The sequence below is a fragment of the uncultured Fenollaria sp. genome (genome assembly GCF_934202865.1).
Taxonomy (GTDB): domain Bacteria; phylum Bacillota; class Clostridia; order Tissierellales; family Peptoniphilaceae; genus Fenollaria.
This window is the reverse complement of the sequence record NZ_CAKPYL010000001.1, coordinates 20,378-34,476: the sequence shown is the minus strand read 5'-3', so window position 1 is coordinate 34,476 and position 14,099 is coordinate 20,378. Positions and strand designations below refer to the sequence as shown.

Genomic DNA, 14,099 nt, shown 5'->3' with positions numbered 1-14,099 from the left:
CAAAGGTTCACGTCCATTTATGGACGGGGTTCTTCATCGCTCTGCAAAATATAAATGTGTGTACATATATATTTTAATCGATATAAGCCGCTATTTCTTGACATTCTTAAAGCCCTGCTATATAATAAGGCATGTAAAAAAGGAGGGCCACATGCCAAAGCGTATCAAAAAACTATTATCAATACTTTGCATCATATTAGTCGCATTCTCGCTACTAAGCTTTTTCGTCGCGGCCACAAGCGCCTTCCACATCTGCAAGCGCACATCTTGCCCAATCTGCCGCTTCATGGACATGGTCTCGGACTTAGAAAAGCACTTAGACCATTCGCGTGCGGCAGTCACAGTCATGCTCGCAGTACTAGTATTTATGAGGGCCATCACCATTACCATGACTATGGCTATGGCGAAGACACCAGTCGAGCTTATGGTGCGCATGAACAATTAGAGATCTCTTTTTTATATAATAACGGCAAAATTTAATATCGGTAGAATATATAAAAAAAGGAGATCAATATGAAAAATATAAATAAATTTTTAGCTTGCCTACTAGCGGTCGTTTTGTTAGTGGCATGCAATTCAAATAAAGCGCCAGAGATGGCAGAGGAACCAGCTTCTGAGGCTATTCCAGCTGATCAAGCAGACAGCATTCAAAAGGACGGAGACGCTATAAGCGTTGTAACTAACACATTCCCAGCTTATGATTGGGTCAAGAACATCACTGAAGGCACTGACGTCGAAGTAACTAATTTAACTGACAACGGCGTAAGCCTTCACAATTACGAGCCTTCCGCTCAAGACATCGAAAAGATTGCAAAGGCAAATCTATTCTTGTATGTGGGCGGCGAATCGGACGAATGGGCTCCAGATGCAGCAAAACAAGCGCCTAATGCCAAAGTTCTTAATATGCTTGAAATTTTAGGTGACGCTGTTAAGGAAGAAGAAGTCAAAGAAGGTATGGAGCATGAGCATGAACATGAAGATGGCGATGAAGACCATGAGCATGAGCATGGCGATGAAGACCATGACCACGACCATGGAGATGAAGACCATGACCATGACGATGAAGACCACGACCATGACCATGAACATGAACATGAAGAAATAGAATACGACGAACATGTTTGGCTATCTGTGAAGAACGCTAAGACTATATCCATGGCGATAGCGGACGCTCTAGCAGAAATCGATCCAAAGAACGCGGACAAATTCAAGGCAAATTACGAAGCATACGCAGAAAAACTTGATGCGCTTCAAAATGACTTTGACGAGATGAGAAAGACTGCAAAAGTTGATACTATCTTAGTTGCAGATCGCTTCCCATTCCGCTACTTAGTAAGTGACCTTGACCTTGACTACTTCGCTGCCTTTGTTGGCTGCTCGGCAGAAAGCGAAGCAAGCTTTGAAACTATTAGCTTCCTAGCGCAAAAAGTCGACGAACTTGGCATTAAGCACATCATTAAGCTAGCTGGTTCAGACGGCAAAATCGCAGACACAGTGAAAAACGCAAGCAAGGCAAAGGACCAAGACATCATCGAGATGACATCCATGGAAAATGCTAGTTCAAATGACGGCAAGTCATACATTGACTACATGCAAATGAACTTAGACGCTTTAAAGAAGGCGTTAAACTAATGAAATTAATACTAAAAGACTTAGGATTTGGCTACAAAGGTCAAGTCCTAAGTGACTTTATAAACCTAGAGGTTTCAGATGGTGACTACATCGTCATCCTAGGCGAAAACGGCTCGGGCAAGTCGAGCCTGATCAGAACCATCTTGGGCCTTAATAAGAAAATATCGGGGGATATAGTTTTAGATGGCATTTCAAAAGACGAAATCGCCTACCTACCGCAGATCCTCCTGGTCGCAGCCGATTTTCCGACTTCAGTGATGGAGCTCGTTCTATCCGGCTTTAAGATCAAAAAAAGATTTTTCTACACAAAAGAAGAAAAGGCGAGAGCACTTGAATGCCTTGATAATTTTGGCATAGCAAATCTCAAAGACAGACGCTTTTCCTCATTATCAGGCGGACAAAGGCAGAGAGCCTTGCTCGCAAGAAGCTTCGTAGAAGAAAAGAAGCTACTTATACTCGACGAGCCGCTTGCCGGCCTCGACCCAGAGGCGCAAGGAAGCCTCTACGAGATGCTTGAAAAGATAAACGCAAGTGGCACAGCCATAATCATGGTATCGCACGACAGCCAAAGAGCTACACAATATGCAAACAAAGTACTTAAGCTTGACGGCAGCCGCGCGATTTACGAGGAAGGAGGCAAAAAAGATGGACTTAATTAACAAATTCACCTTCTACCTAGGCTACCCCTTCGTGCGCTACGCACTAGTCTGCGCCTCACTCATAGCGCTCGCGTCAGCATTTTTGGGCGTGATACTCGTTTTGAAACGCTACTCCTACATCGCAAATTCACTTTCAAACGTCGCCTTCGCGTCCCTATCAATCGCGACAGCCATCGGCTTTACGCAAAAATTAGTCCTAGCACTACCTATGACAATATTTTTCGCGCTAATACTACTCCAAGGAAATAATTCCAAGAAAATCATCTCAGACGCAGCCATCGCAATGGTTTCAGTCTCGGCACTCGCAGTGGGCTACCTAGTCATGAACGTCTTCAGAGTCGGCCCAAACGTCTTAGTTGACGTGTGCACAATACTTTTCGGATCGACATCCATCCTGACACTCACAAAGCTAGACGTCATCACATCCGTGGCACTCTCGATACTCGTGATACTTTTCTTCATCTACTACTATAAAGAAATATACATCACAGTCTTCGACGAAGACCTCGCAAGCGCTTCAGGCATCAAAGTCGAAAGGCTAAACACAGTCTTGTCAATGGTCGTCGCAGTCGTGATCACACTTGCAATCAGGCTCGTGGGCTCACTTCTAGTCGCAGCACTCATCGTCTTCCCAGCAGTTTCAGCGATGAAAGTTTTCCATTCATTTAGGAAGATAGCAATCGCCTCGGCAATAATCTCGCTAATATCAGCACTTGGAGGCGCGATATTTGCGATACTTGCTTCGACACCAGTCGGCTCGACAATCGTCGTGATGAATCTCGCCATATTCATAATTATGTCAATAGTAGGAGGTGTGAAACGTGGATAAAACAAGGAAGAGAATTTTGAGGATAGTGGGGGCCTTGATTTTGGTCTTGATACTCGCATTTTTCACAAACAAAAAAGTTATATACCGTTATATGCCTAATAGCACCGTCAACGAGACAGTGAATAAGATGAAAGAAAGCTCCAAGACAATGGACGGGGATGATGGTGGGGCCACTTCGCCTGATCAAGAGAGCGAAACAAGTGACGAGCTAAGCCAAAGTGAGGCCGATAGCCCTAGTGAAAAAACAAATCAAGGCGAGGCTGATAGCGCTAGTGAAAATGAAAGCACTAGTGAAAATGAAAGCACTAGTGAAAATGAAAGCGCTAGTGAAAATGAAAGCTCAAACGCAAACGGCCAAAGCTATGATTTAACAGCGAACGACGCAGATATGAACTACGTCATCGTCGCCATGATAGCCGAAGACCCAAAGAGCTTTGTGGGCGTTAAGATCAAGCTTTCAGGCATCGCAACAGATCTAGAGACAACAGATACATCCGGCATCGACCACTACGTCCTTATCAACGATAGACAAGCGTGCTGCCAACAAGGACTTCAGTATGTGTTAGAGGATAAGAACGAGAAATATCCAAAGGATAAGGAAGAGGTAACGGTTGAGGGAGTGCTGGATGTGTATAATTCGGATGAGATACCGTTTCCATTGGCAATTATTAAGGATGCGAAAATAGTTAAATAATTCAACACAGATAAAAACAAAGGATAGAGATTTTAAAATCTCTATCCTTCTTTTATGTCTAAGTTTATAATTTAATCAAATTTATTATAGTGCCAATGAATAATCACCTAACAAATTGAAGAACCCCGCCAAAAAATTAGCGAGAACCTTTGCGCTATGCAGAAAAAACTAGATGATTACGAGAAGCGAACGAGTTTCAGGCGCAATTCGAAGAACCTCACCCATTTACAAAGCTTCGCTTTGAATGGGTCCCGAGAATCTTGGTGCTTCGCACGAACGCGAAATTTTATCTATCTGCCATTTTTATAGTTAGCTCATCTTCATTAATCCCAAACATAGCCTTACCAAGTCCAGTCGCCACCTCAGCTATAATCTTGTTATCTTCATAATTTTCGACTGCCTTAACTATTGCCTTAGCTCTTCTCTCTGGATCTTCACTCTTAAATATACCGCTGCCAACGAAGACGCCTTCAGCGCCAAGTCTTCTCATAAGTGCTGCGTCTTGAGGTGTAGCGACACCACCAGCTGAGAAGTTTAGTACAGGTAGTCTCTTGTTGTCATAAACGTATTTCACTATATCGTAGCTAACTCTATATTCTTTTGCAAATGTATATAGCTCATCCTCTCTCTTCGACACAAGTAGCGAGATGCCGCCAAGTATTTGTCTTAAGTGGCTTACAGCTTGTACGACGTCGCCAGTACCTGCTTCGCCCTTGCTTCTGATCATCGATGCGCCTTCTTCGATCCTTCTAAGCGCTTCGCCAAGATCTCTCGCCCCGCAAACGAAAGGCACGTCGAACTTGTATTTGTCTATGTGATTGTCGTTATCAGCCTTTGACAAAACTTCCGATTCATCGACGTAGTCAATGCCAAGCGCTTCCAAAACGCCTGCCTCAACAAAGTGACCGATTCTGCACTTCGCCATAACAGGGATCTTGACAGCTTTTTTTATCTCCAAAATCATTTCTGGATCGCTCATTCTAGCAACGCCGCCTTCGCGTCTGATGTCCGCAGGTACCCTCTCAAGCGCCATGACAGCGCATGCGCCGGCACTTTCGGCAATCTTCGCTTCCTCAGGATTAGTAACGTCCATGATGACGCCGCCCTTAAGTGTATTTGTAAAGTCTAAAAATTTTTTATTCATAATATTCCTCCTCTTTTATAGCTATTATACTTGGATTATGGTATAATTAAAAGTACCAATTATGATTATTTTGATGGTACCAGATAGGAGGATCTCTATGCAAATAGATTTGAAAGGTGATAGGCCCATTTATGAAGAGATATATGAATATTTTAAGGACGCCATACTTGAAGGGCGCTTCAAAAAAGGCGAGAAGCTGCCATCTAAGAGGGCACTCGCTAAGGAGATGGCTGTCGCCGTCAATACCATTAGAGCGGCCTACGACGCCCTTAGCTGCGAAGGCTACATAGAGAGCGTCGAGAAGCGCGGCTACTTTGTCAGCGAGATTGGCTCATTATATAATTTTAAGGCGGAGCCCATAAACGCGACTAGACCTGTCACAGAAAGCTACAAGTACTCCTTTGCCATCACCGAAGGTGATAAGGAGAGCTACCCAATTGACAAATTTAAAAAGATTTTCACGCAGGAAGTCATTTACGACGAGGAATTTTACGAGAGGGACTACCAAGGGCTTTACGGTCTGCGCCACGAGATCAAAAATTACCTCTTCAAGGCGCGTGGCATCAAGACTAGCGAGGACAATATCATTATCAGTTCGGGTCTTGAGCAGCTTTTGACGATAATCTTCATCATTTTGGATAAAAAGCTTCGCCTCGGCCTTGAAAATCCGGGCTACAAGGAGCTCAAAACGCTTTTGAAGCTCAATAATGTTGACTACGAGCCCATTAGCCTTGACAATAGCGGGATGAGCTTCGAGCGCTTCGAGCGTGCAAATTGCTCTGCTGCGCTACTTACTCCATCGAACCAATTTCCGACGGCGACCGTCATGCCGATCAAGAGGCGTTTCGAGTTTTTGAACTGGGCTTATGGGGCAAGCGGCCGCTACATCATTGAAGACGACTACGACAGCGAGTTCAGGTACTCATCGAGGGCGCTTTCCCCATTAAAGAGCCTCGATGAGATGGATAAAGTCATCTACATCGCGAATTTTTCAAAATCCATCAGTCCCTTATTAAGACTGAGCTACATGGTTCTGCCGAACGAACTACTAAAGAGGTACTACGAGGTCAAGCCGCAGATTAACTCGACCGTGTCAAACATAGTTCAGATACTTGTCAAGGACTTTATGAAGGGCGGCCACTTCGAAAGGCAGCTCAACAGGATGAAGGGTATTTACAATAAGAAGCGTCTCGTGCTTTTGGATGAGCTCGAGGACATAGACGGCCTTCACGCCATCGACTCCATGGCCGGTATGCATCTTAAAGTTTACGTTGATGGTATAGATGATTACGAAGCCATTGTCATGGCGCTTAAAGAGAATGGCATAAAAGCTTCGAGACTTAAAGACTATTACCTAAGTGAGGAGCCTATGGCGAAGGACGCGCTACTGCTTGGTTACGGGGCTATGGATGAGGATGAGATCCGCTCCGCCATGAGCATGGTGAAAAAAATAATTCTGGACTTGAAAAAATAATAAATTTATCATATAATAAGTATATATGAGGAGGAAATCATGAGTATTAAGATTATAACAGATTCGGCTTCAGACATAGGTAAAGAACTGGCACGTGAATTTTGTATAGATGTTATGCCGATTGTCATTATGAAGGAAGACAAAACTTACTTAGATGGCGTCGACATCAGCGGCAAGGAAATTTACGATGACATGAGAAATGGCGCTGTTTACAAGACTGGAGCGATCACTCCGCACGAATACGAAGTGAAATTTAAAGAAGTTTTAGATAAATATGACAAGGCGATCTACGTATCGCTTTCTACTGGCATGTCGTCAACTTTTAACAACGCGGTTCTTGCGAAGAACTCTTTGGGCATAGCTGATGACAGGCTTTTACTCGTTGACTCGCGCGGCGCATCCATGGGTCAAGGGATGATGGCTTTGAATCTTGCAAAGCTTGCGAGCGATGGGATGAGCTTTGACGAGCTAAAGGTATACGCGGATAATTTTGTGAAGAACACGAGATATGTTTTCTTCGTCGATTCGCTTGAGTACTTGCAAAGGGGCGGCAGAGTCTCGAAGCTTAAGGCAACTATCGGCAACTTGATTAATATGAAGGTCATTCTTGATGTTCATGCCGATGGCGTAATTTATACAAAGGACAATGTCAGAGGAACTAACAGAGCCATTGCCAAGACTGTGGACATCTTTGAGGAAGAGGTCGGACACGAGCTTTATGATGACAGGATCATGGTTTGCCACGCAGATTGCATTGATCTTGCAACTAAGGTAAGGGATGCGCTTGTAGAGAAGTATCCTGATAAGACGATAGAACTAAATCCATTCGCCGTGAGCATAGGCGCTCACACAGGTCCGGGCACAGTTCATATATGCGCAGTGAAAAAATTTGAATAGATAGAAAAGAAAATGGATAGAAAAAACTCTATCCATTTTGTGTTTATAAAATTTATCTATACTAAGAGGGCCACATATTGTAATTTATTATACAAGCGGCAATTTATGCGAAATCCATTGACATATTTAAAATTATGGACTATAGTATAATTAAATTGTAAGAATAATCTTAGACACATAATTTACACCACCTAAAAAAAACGTTCATTGGCCGAGCGTTTTTTTTGCAAAAATAATAGCTGGACCACGTGGCCCAGCTATTGTCATATAAAAAAGTATTTACTTAGATAAGCTTTTTAGCTTCTTCCAACGCCTTATCATAATCAGGATGTTTAGTTACTTCGCTAACAATTTCTTGATACTTGATAGTGCCGTCCTTATCAATGATAGTGATGGCTCTTGCAAGTAGACGAAGCTCCTTGATCACAAGACCGTATTTTGTACCAAAATCAAGGTCTCTGTGGTCTGACAAAACTATAACTTTGTCAATGCCGTCAGCAGCGCAAAATCTTGATTGAGCAAATGGTAGGTCGCAGCTAAGTGTTAAAACAACTGCATCGCCTAGCTTAGCAGCTTCTTCATTGAATCTCTTTGTTTGTAATTCGCAAACAGGTGTGTCAATCGAAGGAACTGAGCTGATGATAACAACTTTGCCTTTCACTTCGTCAAGAGAAAACTCTGACAAGTCATTCTTAAGTGCCTTAAATTCAGGCGCCTTGCTACCTACTTTTGTTTCGTCACCAAGTAAAGTCATTGGTGATCCGCCAAATGTAATTATACCTTTTCTTTCGTTCATATTTATTACCTCCTAGTGTAAATTATTTACCCGAAATGAAAAATTTTAAACGCTTGATTCAATTTCTTCATCATCTATTGGCTCAATCTTGTCAAAGTCTATATTGAATTCTTTTTCAAATTCTTCCATACTTATAAGTTTTTCTTTATTCTTTTTTATAGAAGCGAGTCTTTTCTCAGCTAGAGCCACGTCTTCAAGCTCTTCTAAAAATTCATCTAAAATCATTTTCATCACCAAGGACATTATATCACAAAGACCACATTAATATCTGGAAATTTATGCTCTTTCGTGTTATAATATAGATACTTATAAGCGAGGTGAATCATATGCAGCTTGATATATTCAAGGAGCCGCTTCAATACGAGGCGAATGCATCCGAGAAAAAGCTAGATGCGTTTAAACAATTTCATACGAAATATGCGTCGGACTGGATTAGGCTTGACTACTTAAGCGAGGCCTTTATTAGTGACGTAAAAAACACCGCTGAGCGCATTCGCAAGGACTTTGACGCTCTTGTCGTTATCGGCATCGGCGGATCATTTATCGGTGCCAAGGCTTTTATCGACGCTTTAGGAAGTGATTTTCCTATATATTTTACGGGCAATATGCTTGACAGCGGCTGCATTACTAAGCTTCTTCACGAATTACGTGACAAGCGCTACGCCATAAACGTGATAAGTAAGTCGGGAACTACGATGGAGACGAAACTTGTCTTCGAAATCTTCCTTGACGATATGAAGAAGAAGGGCGTTGACCTTGCACATGGGGTTATAGTGACGAGCTCAGAAGCAAGTGAATTAGCAAAGTTCGCTAGTGTACATAATATAAAGACATTTACGATACCTGAGGACATTGGCGGTCGCTACAGCGTTTTCACTGCAGTTGGCATTTTGCCAATGGCTGCCAGTGGCCTTGATATAGACTCGCTTGTTTTGGGTATAAAAAGTGCTAAGGAAGAGTATTTTGATAATGGTCTTGAAAATAACACGGCTCTTGACTACGCTTACTATAGGCACGTGGCAGGAGAATCTTACGCGCTTGAGTTTATCAGCATTTACGAGGAAAGGCTCGCGTCATTTACTGAGTGGATTAAGCAGCTTCTTTGCGAATCGCTTGCCAAGGACGGCAAGGGACTGATAGTCTCAAACCTTAAGTACACACAGGACCTTCACTCTATGGGTCAGCTCTTGCAAGAGGGCAGGCGCAATATAATCGAGACCCATATATTTGCAGAGGCGAAAAAATCTAGTGACAAAGCTATAAACAATTTAAACAAGATAAATGAAATTGCCTTCAAAGCGACTGTTAAGGCGCATCATATGGGCGGCGTGCCAACTTGCGTAATTAAATTGAATGAGATAAATGAGGAGGGCCTTGCAAAGCTTGCCATCTTCTACATGGCGGCCTGCGTCTATAACGCAGCTATGGACATGCTTGAGCCTTATGGCCAGCCGGGCGTTGAAGTTTACAAAGAAAAAATTAGAAATATATTAGAGGAGGGATAAGATGTTAGCAAAAGTTTTAAAAGAAGAAGGCTTACTAAAAAGCATTAACGGAGTTAATTTCGTTCACAAAATTTTGAAGAAGGGCGATACTATTGAAAAACACAATCATCCTGATAAAGAGATAGTTTTCGCTGTAATGAAGGGTTCTTTCGAAATCACCATTGGCGAAGTGGAAAAGCATGTTGTTAAGGCGGGCGAAGCGCTTAACTTCGATGGCACTAATACCATAAGCGCGGTGGCGATGGATGACAGTGAAAGCCTTGTAGTCTTAGTAAATAAAGAATAAGATGAATAATAAATTCCCAGATAATATTGATTTAAAGAAGATACCACTTTTTTCATACTTTTCCGATGATGAGCTGATGGAGATCAAAAAAGGTCTCAAGCTCGAGACTTTTAAGCGTGGCGACGCCATATTCTCATCAGGGGACAGCGCAGACAGGATGTTTATCGTTTACGAAGGCTTTATGAAGATATCGATGTACCTTTCGGATGGCAGGGAGCAAATCCTCTACATCTACAAAAAGGACGACTTCGTTGGCGGCTTCAACATACTTTATCAAGACAAGTACGTCTACAATGCAGCTGCCACAACGAATGCGAAGATCATAGTCATAAATAAATACGATTTCGAAAACATCATGCTTAAGAACCGCGACTTCGTTTTGAAGGTTTTGGAAGAAGCTTACTACAGAATCAGAAAGTCGGAAGAGCTAATTGACAGGCTTTCTGTCATTAACGCGGACATGAAGGTAGCCAAGGCCCTTATTAATCTTATAAAAATATCGGGTTCGATCAATGACGGCGTCATCACAGTCGATCTTAAGATCAATCGCGAGGAGATGGGCTCCTTCACGGGACTTACGCGCGAGACTATATCGAGAAAGCTTAGCCAATTCCAAGACGAGGGCATCATCACGCTCGAACGCAGCAAGATTATTATTAACGATATTAAAAAACTTTCAGACAAAACTATATGATGAACTTGGACAAAGGCGCGCAAAATCAGCTCTTTGTCCATTTTAGATACATAGGAGATTTTATATGCTATTTAACTCAGCTGGCTACATTGTGTTCTTCACAATCGTTTGCCTAGTTTATTTCATACTACCAAAGAAGCTTAAGAGAGTCTTTTTGCTCTTGGCAAGCTATTTCTTTTATTCGTGCTGGAATCTTAAGTACTCACTACTAATGCTATTTAGCACAGTAGCGACTTATGGCACAGCCATCGCCATGGATATGGTGGGAGCGAAAAAAAAGAAAAAGCTCTATCTCGGACTTTGCTTCTTTGTCAATTTGGCGATACTTTTCGTTTTTAAGTACTACAGTTTTACAGTTAATTTTATAAATAAAATACTCGGCATAGCGGCTTTAAGTATTGACATGCCTGTCATAGACGTTTTGCTGCCAGTCGGCATTTCCTTTTACACATTTCAAGCGCTTGGCTACATCGTTGACGTTTACAGAGGCGAGATCAAAGCTGAGAGGAACTTTATTAATTACGCTCTTTTCGTCTCGTTCTTCCCGCAATTAGTCGCTGGGCCGATAGAGAGGTCAAAAAACCTTCTTACTCAGATCGATACTTTGGGCACAAGGCGTTACGAAAATCTATCGAAAGGGCTTCTTTACATACTTTGGGGCTTTTTCCTAAAGCTAGTCATTGCAGATAGGGCAGCGATCTTTGTAAACCAAGTCTTTGACAGCTACCAAGGCTACTCATACATCTTTTTATGCTACGCGGCCTTATTATTCGCCGTGCAAATCTATTGCGATTTTTATTCATATTCAATCATCGCAAAGGGCTCGGCAAAGATCTTGGGCTATGATCTTATGGACAATTTTAGAGCGCCATACCTATCGAAATCAATCACAGAATTTTGGAGACGCTGGCATATCTCGCTATCTACTTGGTTTAAGGACTACCTTTACATCCCTTTGGGCGGAAACAGGAAGGGCGCTTTTAGAAAGCACTTAAACGTTTTAATCGTCTTTTTAGTGAGCGGTCTTTGGCATGGAGCGAACTACACTTTCGTTCTTTGGGGCCTTATTCATGGCGTTTTCAATATCTTGGAAGATAGTTTTAAAGGCATCACAAAGGGTATCAGAGATAATTTTATTTATAGAAATATCCGCCGCTTGATTACCTTTGTCGTTGCAGTTTTGAGTTTTGTAATCTTTAGAAGCAAAAATATTGGCGCGGCAAAAGCCTATTTACTTGGCATACTTAAGAGACAGGCAGGAAGCCTAGATGCGTCAATCGCTTTTCCTTACGAAGATACAGTCATCTTACTCATTGCGATAGCCATTCTTATGGTGGTCGATATACTTATATATAATAAAGTGAAACTTGCGGACAATATCGAGAGAAGAAGCCTGATTGTAAGATGGCCGATATATATATTTTTATTGATAGCGACATTGATTTTCGGGATTTACGGACCGGGCTACAGCGAAGCGCAGTTCATTTACTTCCAGTTCTAAAGGGTGAGAGAGATGAAATATATTAAGAGAATTTTAAAAATCGCGGGCTTTGTCATCATACTGAGCCTTGTGCTTGCAAAATTAAATATCATCTTTATCAGAAAATCCGATGTGAAGCCTTGGGACATGATTAACAAGATTGCCGGCTACTTCAACGAGGACAAGCCTTACGACGTCATCTTCTTTGGCACGTCGCACGCGTATTGCTCCTTCGATACAGAGGATTTGGCGGCGTCTGGAGTCACTTCGTACATCTTAGCGAGCCAAAAGCAGCCACTTGAGGCGACTTACTACTACATCAAAGAGGCCATCAAGAGGTCAAAGCCAAAGGCCATATACGTTGACGTGCTTGACGCCTTGGCTATGAACGATATCGATGAGGGCAGCGTCCACACTTACACCGACTATTTCCCCATGGGCATAAACAAGGCTATGATGATTAAGGATAGCCTTCCTCCGGAGGAATGGGCGGAGAATGTGATGCCGCTAATCAAGTACCACACAAGATGGAGGGCGCTTGAAGAGAAGGATTACAAGGCCAAGTGGAAGGACTACCACGACGATTTGAATGGTTTTGTGAAGCTCGAGCGTCAGAGCAAAGAATTTGTGAAAAATCCTGAACTAAGCAAGGAAAACCTTGATAATATCGCAAATGCGCACGATAAGGATTTTAGAGAGAAAAAGTACGCCGCGCTTAAGAGGATAAATGATCTTGCTAAGAAAAATGGCGTTGAAGTGCATTTTATAAAGACGCCGGTTTATACGAAGGGCGTCTACGACGAGAACATCGCCGAACTTGAGAGTTATGTGAATAGTATAGGCGCGGACTTTATAGACTTCACTAAAGTGATGAGTGAGGATCTGGGCTTTGATGATTACTATGATGCGTCGCATTTGAATAGTGAGGGAGCAAAAAAATTTACTGGATACTTTATTAAGAATGTTTTGAATAAATATAGATAGGGGTGACATCCATGGACAAGGAAAAGGAAATAAAAGAGGCAAAAGCGGCTGCGATTGAGGTTTTGCTAAGGCTTGATAAAGCAGTTAAGTCGCTTGATGATGCATCGAGCATGAGTGCTTGGGATATGCTTGGCGGCGGCTCTTTCTTTAGTATAATTAAGAGAAAGCATATACAGGGGGCGAACCTTAGCATAAAGGAGGCGGGCATATACCTAAAGAGTCTTAATAAGGAGCTCGGCGACATAGGCATGAGGCTTCCTAAGGAGATGAGTGATACAATGAGTGATAATGTCATGGATATATATTTTGACAACATTTTCACGGACATTAGAGTAGCTAGCGAGATTAGGGAAAAGCTTGACGAGCTAAAGAGCTTTAGAGAAAGCATAGAGAATTTGATAATAAAGCTTGATGCAGAGCTTGATATAATAAAAGAATGCTAGACAAAAAAAAGTCTAGCATTTTAAATCTTATTAAGTATATCGTGATGACCAATATCAAGAAGTATAACCACTTCATCGTTATGATAAAACCATATTACTCTTATATCCATATTGACAGAAAACTCATAAATATTATCAGTTCCTTTTATTTTTTTAGTTCTTAGCGACGGATGATATGGATTTTCTACAAATAAATTAATTTTTTTCTTTGTCTGAGCTTTTTCTATATCTGATAGTATTTATAATGCTTTTTAAAGGCATCCGAGTAAGTAATTTTGTATTTCATTACTTATCCAGCTCTTCAAACAAGGCATCTATCGAGTCAAAGACGGGTCTCTCACCATTGTCAATACTTGCCTTTATCTCTTCAACTGAGGCCTTTAATTCATCAATCACATTCTTTGGGTAGACTTCAAGCGGGATCAAAACTATCCTGCCATTTTCCTCGATAATTTCAAATTTATCTCCTTGATTTAAATTCATCAAGCTCACTATTTCCTTAGGTATAGTCACTTGCGACTTAGCTTTTAACTCAACTAACATAGCCTTACCTCCTTAGTTGGAATTTCTTACTTTCTAATT

17 protein-coding genes are annotated in these 14,099 nt (G+C 41.9%); 13 read left to right on the top strand and 4 right to left on the bottom strand.

Annotation, left to right across the window (positions count from 1 at the left end):
* Positions 1-151: 151 nt before the first annotated feature.
* The 5 genes from Q0E71_RS00170 to Q0E71_RS00150 all read left to right on the top strand — a co-directional run bounded on the left by Q0E71_RS00170 (position 152) and on the right by Q0E71_RS00150 (position 3,814).
* The gene (locus Q0E71_RS00170) at positions 152-445 is read left to right on the top strand and encodes a hypothetical protein (protein WP_294794025.1); all 294 of its coding nucleotides are present in this window, start codon (positions 152-154) and stop codon (positions 443-445) included.
* Positions 446-513: 68 nt separating this feature from the next.
* Positions 514-1,632: a metal ABC transporter substrate-binding protein gene (locus Q0E71_RS00165; protein ID WP_294794023.1), complete on the top strand. Its 1,119-nt coding sequence runs from the start codon at positions 514-516 to the stop codon at positions 1,630-1,632.
* Positions 1,632-2,291 carry a metal ABC transporter ATP-binding protein gene (locus tag Q0E71_RS00160; RefSeq protein ID WP_294794021.1) on the top strand — a complete coding sequence of 220 codons (660 nt, stop codon included), beginning with the start codon at positions 1,632-1,634 and terminating at the stop codon, positions 2,289-2,291. Before Q0E71_RS00165 ends, Q0E71_RS00160 begins: the two co-directional genes overlap by 1 nt.
* Positions 2,278-3,120, top strand: coding sequence for a metal ABC transporter permease (locus Q0E71_RS00155; RefSeq protein WP_294794019.1), 843 nt, complete (start codon positions 2,278-2,280; stop codon positions 3,118-3,120). The genes Q0E71_RS00160 and Q0E71_RS00155 overlap by 14 nt, the downstream gene beginning before the upstream one ends.
* Positions 3,113-3,814, top strand: a complete 702-nt coding sequence (locus tag Q0E71_RS00150; RefSeq protein WP_294794018.1) for a hypothetical protein — start codon at positions 3,113-3,115, stop codon at positions 3,812-3,814. The genes Q0E71_RS00155 and Q0E71_RS00150 overlap by 8 nt, the downstream gene beginning before the upstream one ends.
* 286 nt (positions 3,815-4,100) lie before the next feature.
* On the opposite strand, the gene pdxS is transcribed toward Q0E71_RS00150, so the two are convergent.
* Positions 4,101-4,958 carry a pyridoxal 5'-phosphate synthase lyase subunit PdxS gene (gene pdxS / locus Q0E71_RS00145; protein ID WP_294794016.1) on the bottom strand — a complete coding sequence of 286 codons (858 nt, stop codon included), beginning with the start codon at positions 4,956-4,958 and terminating at the stop codon, positions 4,101-4,103.
* Between the two features lie 97 nt (positions 4,959-5,055).
* Between pdxS and Q0E71_RS00140 the strand changes: the two genes are divergently transcribed.
* Both Q0E71_RS00140 and Q0E71_RS00135 read left to right on the top strand, forming a co-directional pair.
* Positions 5,056-6,432, top strand: a complete 1,377-nt coding sequence (locus tag Q0E71_RS00140) for a PLP-dependent aminotransferase family protein (RefSeq protein WP_294794013.1) — start codon at positions 5,056-5,058, stop codon at positions 6,430-6,432.
* 39 nt (positions 6,433-6,471) lie between these two features.
* A complete protein-coding gene (locus Q0E71_RS00135; protein WP_294794011.1) occupies positions 6,472-7,329 on the top strand; it encodes a DegV family protein in 858 nt (285 codons plus the stop codon).
* A 283-nt stretch (positions 7,330-7,612) separates the two neighbouring features.
* Here the strand turns inward: Q0E71_RS00135 and tpx are convergent, their stop codons facing one another.
* Complete coding sequence (tpx, locus tag Q0E71_RS00130; protein ID WP_294794010.1) at positions 7,613-8,125, bottom strand: thiol peroxidase; 513 nt, start codon at positions 8,123-8,125, stop codon at positions 7,613-7,615.
* 45 nt (positions 8,126-8,170) lie between these two features.
* Positions 8,171-8,350 (bottom strand): hypothetical protein, encoded by a 180-nt coding sequence (locus tag Q0E71_RS00125; RefSeq protein ID WP_294794008.1) that lies wholly within the window; start codon positions 8,348-8,350, stop codon positions 8,171-8,173.
* 101 nt (positions 8,351-8,451) lie between these two features.
* On the opposite strand from Q0E71_RS00125, the gene Q0E71_RS00120 reads away from it, so the two are divergent.
* The 6 genes from Q0E71_RS00120 to Q0E71_RS00095 all read left to right on the top strand — a co-directional run bounded on the left by Q0E71_RS00120 (position 8,452) and on the right by Q0E71_RS00095 (position 13,517).
* Positions 8,452-9,630 (top strand): hypothetical protein, encoded by a 1,179-nt coding sequence (locus Q0E71_RS00120; protein ID WP_294794006.1) that lies wholly within the window; start codon positions 8,452-8,454, stop codon positions 9,628-9,630.
* 1 nt (position 9,631) lies between these two features.
* The gene (locus Q0E71_RS00115) at positions 9,632-9,916 is read left to right on the top strand and encodes a cupin domain-containing protein (protein ID WP_294794004.1); all 285 of its coding nucleotides are present in this window, start codon (positions 9,632-9,634) and stop codon (positions 9,914-9,916) included.
* 1 nt (position 9,917) lies between these two features.
* Complete coding sequence (locus Q0E71_RS00110; protein WP_058259578.1) at positions 9,918-10,610, top strand: Crp/Fnr family transcriptional regulator; 693 nt, start codon at positions 9,918-9,920, stop codon at positions 10,608-10,610.
* Between the two features lie 64 nt (positions 10,611-10,674).
* Positions 10,675-12,111 (top strand): MBOAT family protein, encoded by a 1,437-nt coding sequence (locus tag Q0E71_RS00105; RefSeq protein ID WP_294794000.1) that lies wholly within the window; start codon positions 10,675-10,677, stop codon positions 12,109-12,111.
* A gap of 12 nt (positions 12,112-12,123) precedes the next feature.
* Positions 12,124-13,074, top strand: coding sequence for a hypothetical protein (locus Q0E71_RS00100; RefSeq protein WP_294793998.1), 951 nt, complete (start codon positions 12,124-12,126; stop codon positions 13,072-13,074).
* Positions 13,075-13,085: 11 nt separating this feature from the next.
* On the top strand, positions 13,086-13,517 hold the full coding sequence (locus Q0E71_RS00095) for a hypothetical protein (RefSeq protein ID WP_294793993.1): 432 nt from the start codon (positions 13,086-13,088) through the stop codon (positions 13,515-13,517).
* A gap of 285 nt (positions 13,518-13,802) precedes the next feature.
* On the opposite strand, the gene Q0E71_RS00085 is transcribed toward Q0E71_RS00095, so the two are convergent.
* Positions 13,803-14,060: an AbrB/MazE/SpoVT family DNA-binding domain-containing protein gene (locus Q0E71_RS00085; protein WP_294793991.1), complete on the bottom strand. Its 258-nt coding sequence runs from the start codon at positions 14,058-14,060 to the stop codon at positions 13,803-13,805.
* Positions 14,061-14,099 lie beyond the last annotated feature (39 nt).

Coding starts and splice junctions, on each gene's coding strand:
- Q0E71_RS00105 (WP_294794000.1), top strand. CDS start 10,675: ATGCTATTTAACTCAGCTGGCTACATTGTGTTCTTCACAATCGTTTGC.
- Q0E71_RS00100 (WP_294793998.1), top strand. CDS start 12,124: ATGAAATATATTAAGAGAATTTTAAAAATCGCGGGCTTTGTCATCATA.
- Q0E71_RS00120 (WP_294794006.1), top strand. CDS start 8,452: ATGCAGCTTGATATATTCAAGGAGCCGCTTCAATACGAGGCGAATGCA.
- Q0E71_RS00140 (WP_294794013.1), top strand. CDS start 5,056: ATGCAAATAGATTTGAAAGGTGATAGGCCCATTTATGAAGAGATATAT.
- Q0E71_RS00085 (WP_294793991.1), bottom strand. CDS start 14,060: ATGTTAGTTGAGTTAAAAGCTAAGTCGCAAGTGACTATACCTAAGGAA.
- Q0E71_RS00135 (WP_294794011.1), top strand. CDS start 6,472: ATGAGTATTAAGATTATAACAGATTCGGCTTCAGACATAGGTAAAGAA.
- Q0E71_RS00095 (WP_294793993.1), top strand. CDS start 13,086: ATGGACAAGGAAAAGGAAATAAAAGAGGCAAAAGCGGCTGCGATTGAG.
- pdxS (WP_294794016.1), bottom strand. CDS start 4,958: ATGAATAAAAAATTTTTAGACTTTACAAATACACTTAAGGGCGGCGTC.
- Q0E71_RS00165 (WP_294794023.1), top strand. CDS start 514: ATGAAAAATATAAATAAATTTTTAGCTTGCCTACTAGCGGTCGTTTTG.
- Q0E71_RS00115 (WP_294794004.1), top strand. CDS start 9,632: ATGTTAGCAAAAGTTTTAAAAGAAGAAGGCTTACTAAAAAGCATTAAC.
- Q0E71_RS00110 (WP_058259578.1), top strand. CDS start 9,918: ATGAATAATAAATTCCCAGATAATATTGATTTAAAGAAGATACCACTT.
- Q0E71_RS00160 (WP_294794021.1), top strand. CDS start 1,632: ATGAAATTAATACTAAAAGACTTAGGATTTGGCTACAAAGGTCAAGTC.
- Q0E71_RS00125 (WP_294794008.1), bottom strand. CDS start 8,350: ATGATTTTAGATGAATTTTTAGAAGAGCTTGAAGACGTGGCTCTAGCT.
- Q0E71_RS00155 (WP_294794019.1), top strand. CDS start 2,278: ATGGACTTAATTAACAAATTCACCTTCTACCTAGGCTACCCCTTCGTG.
- Q0E71_RS00170 (WP_294794025.1), top strand. CDS start 152: ATGCCAAAGCGTATCAAAAAACTATTATCAATACTTTGCATCATATTA.
- tpx (WP_294794010.1), bottom strand. CDS start 8,125: ATGAACGAAAGAAAAGGTATAATTACATTTGGCGGATCACCAATGACT.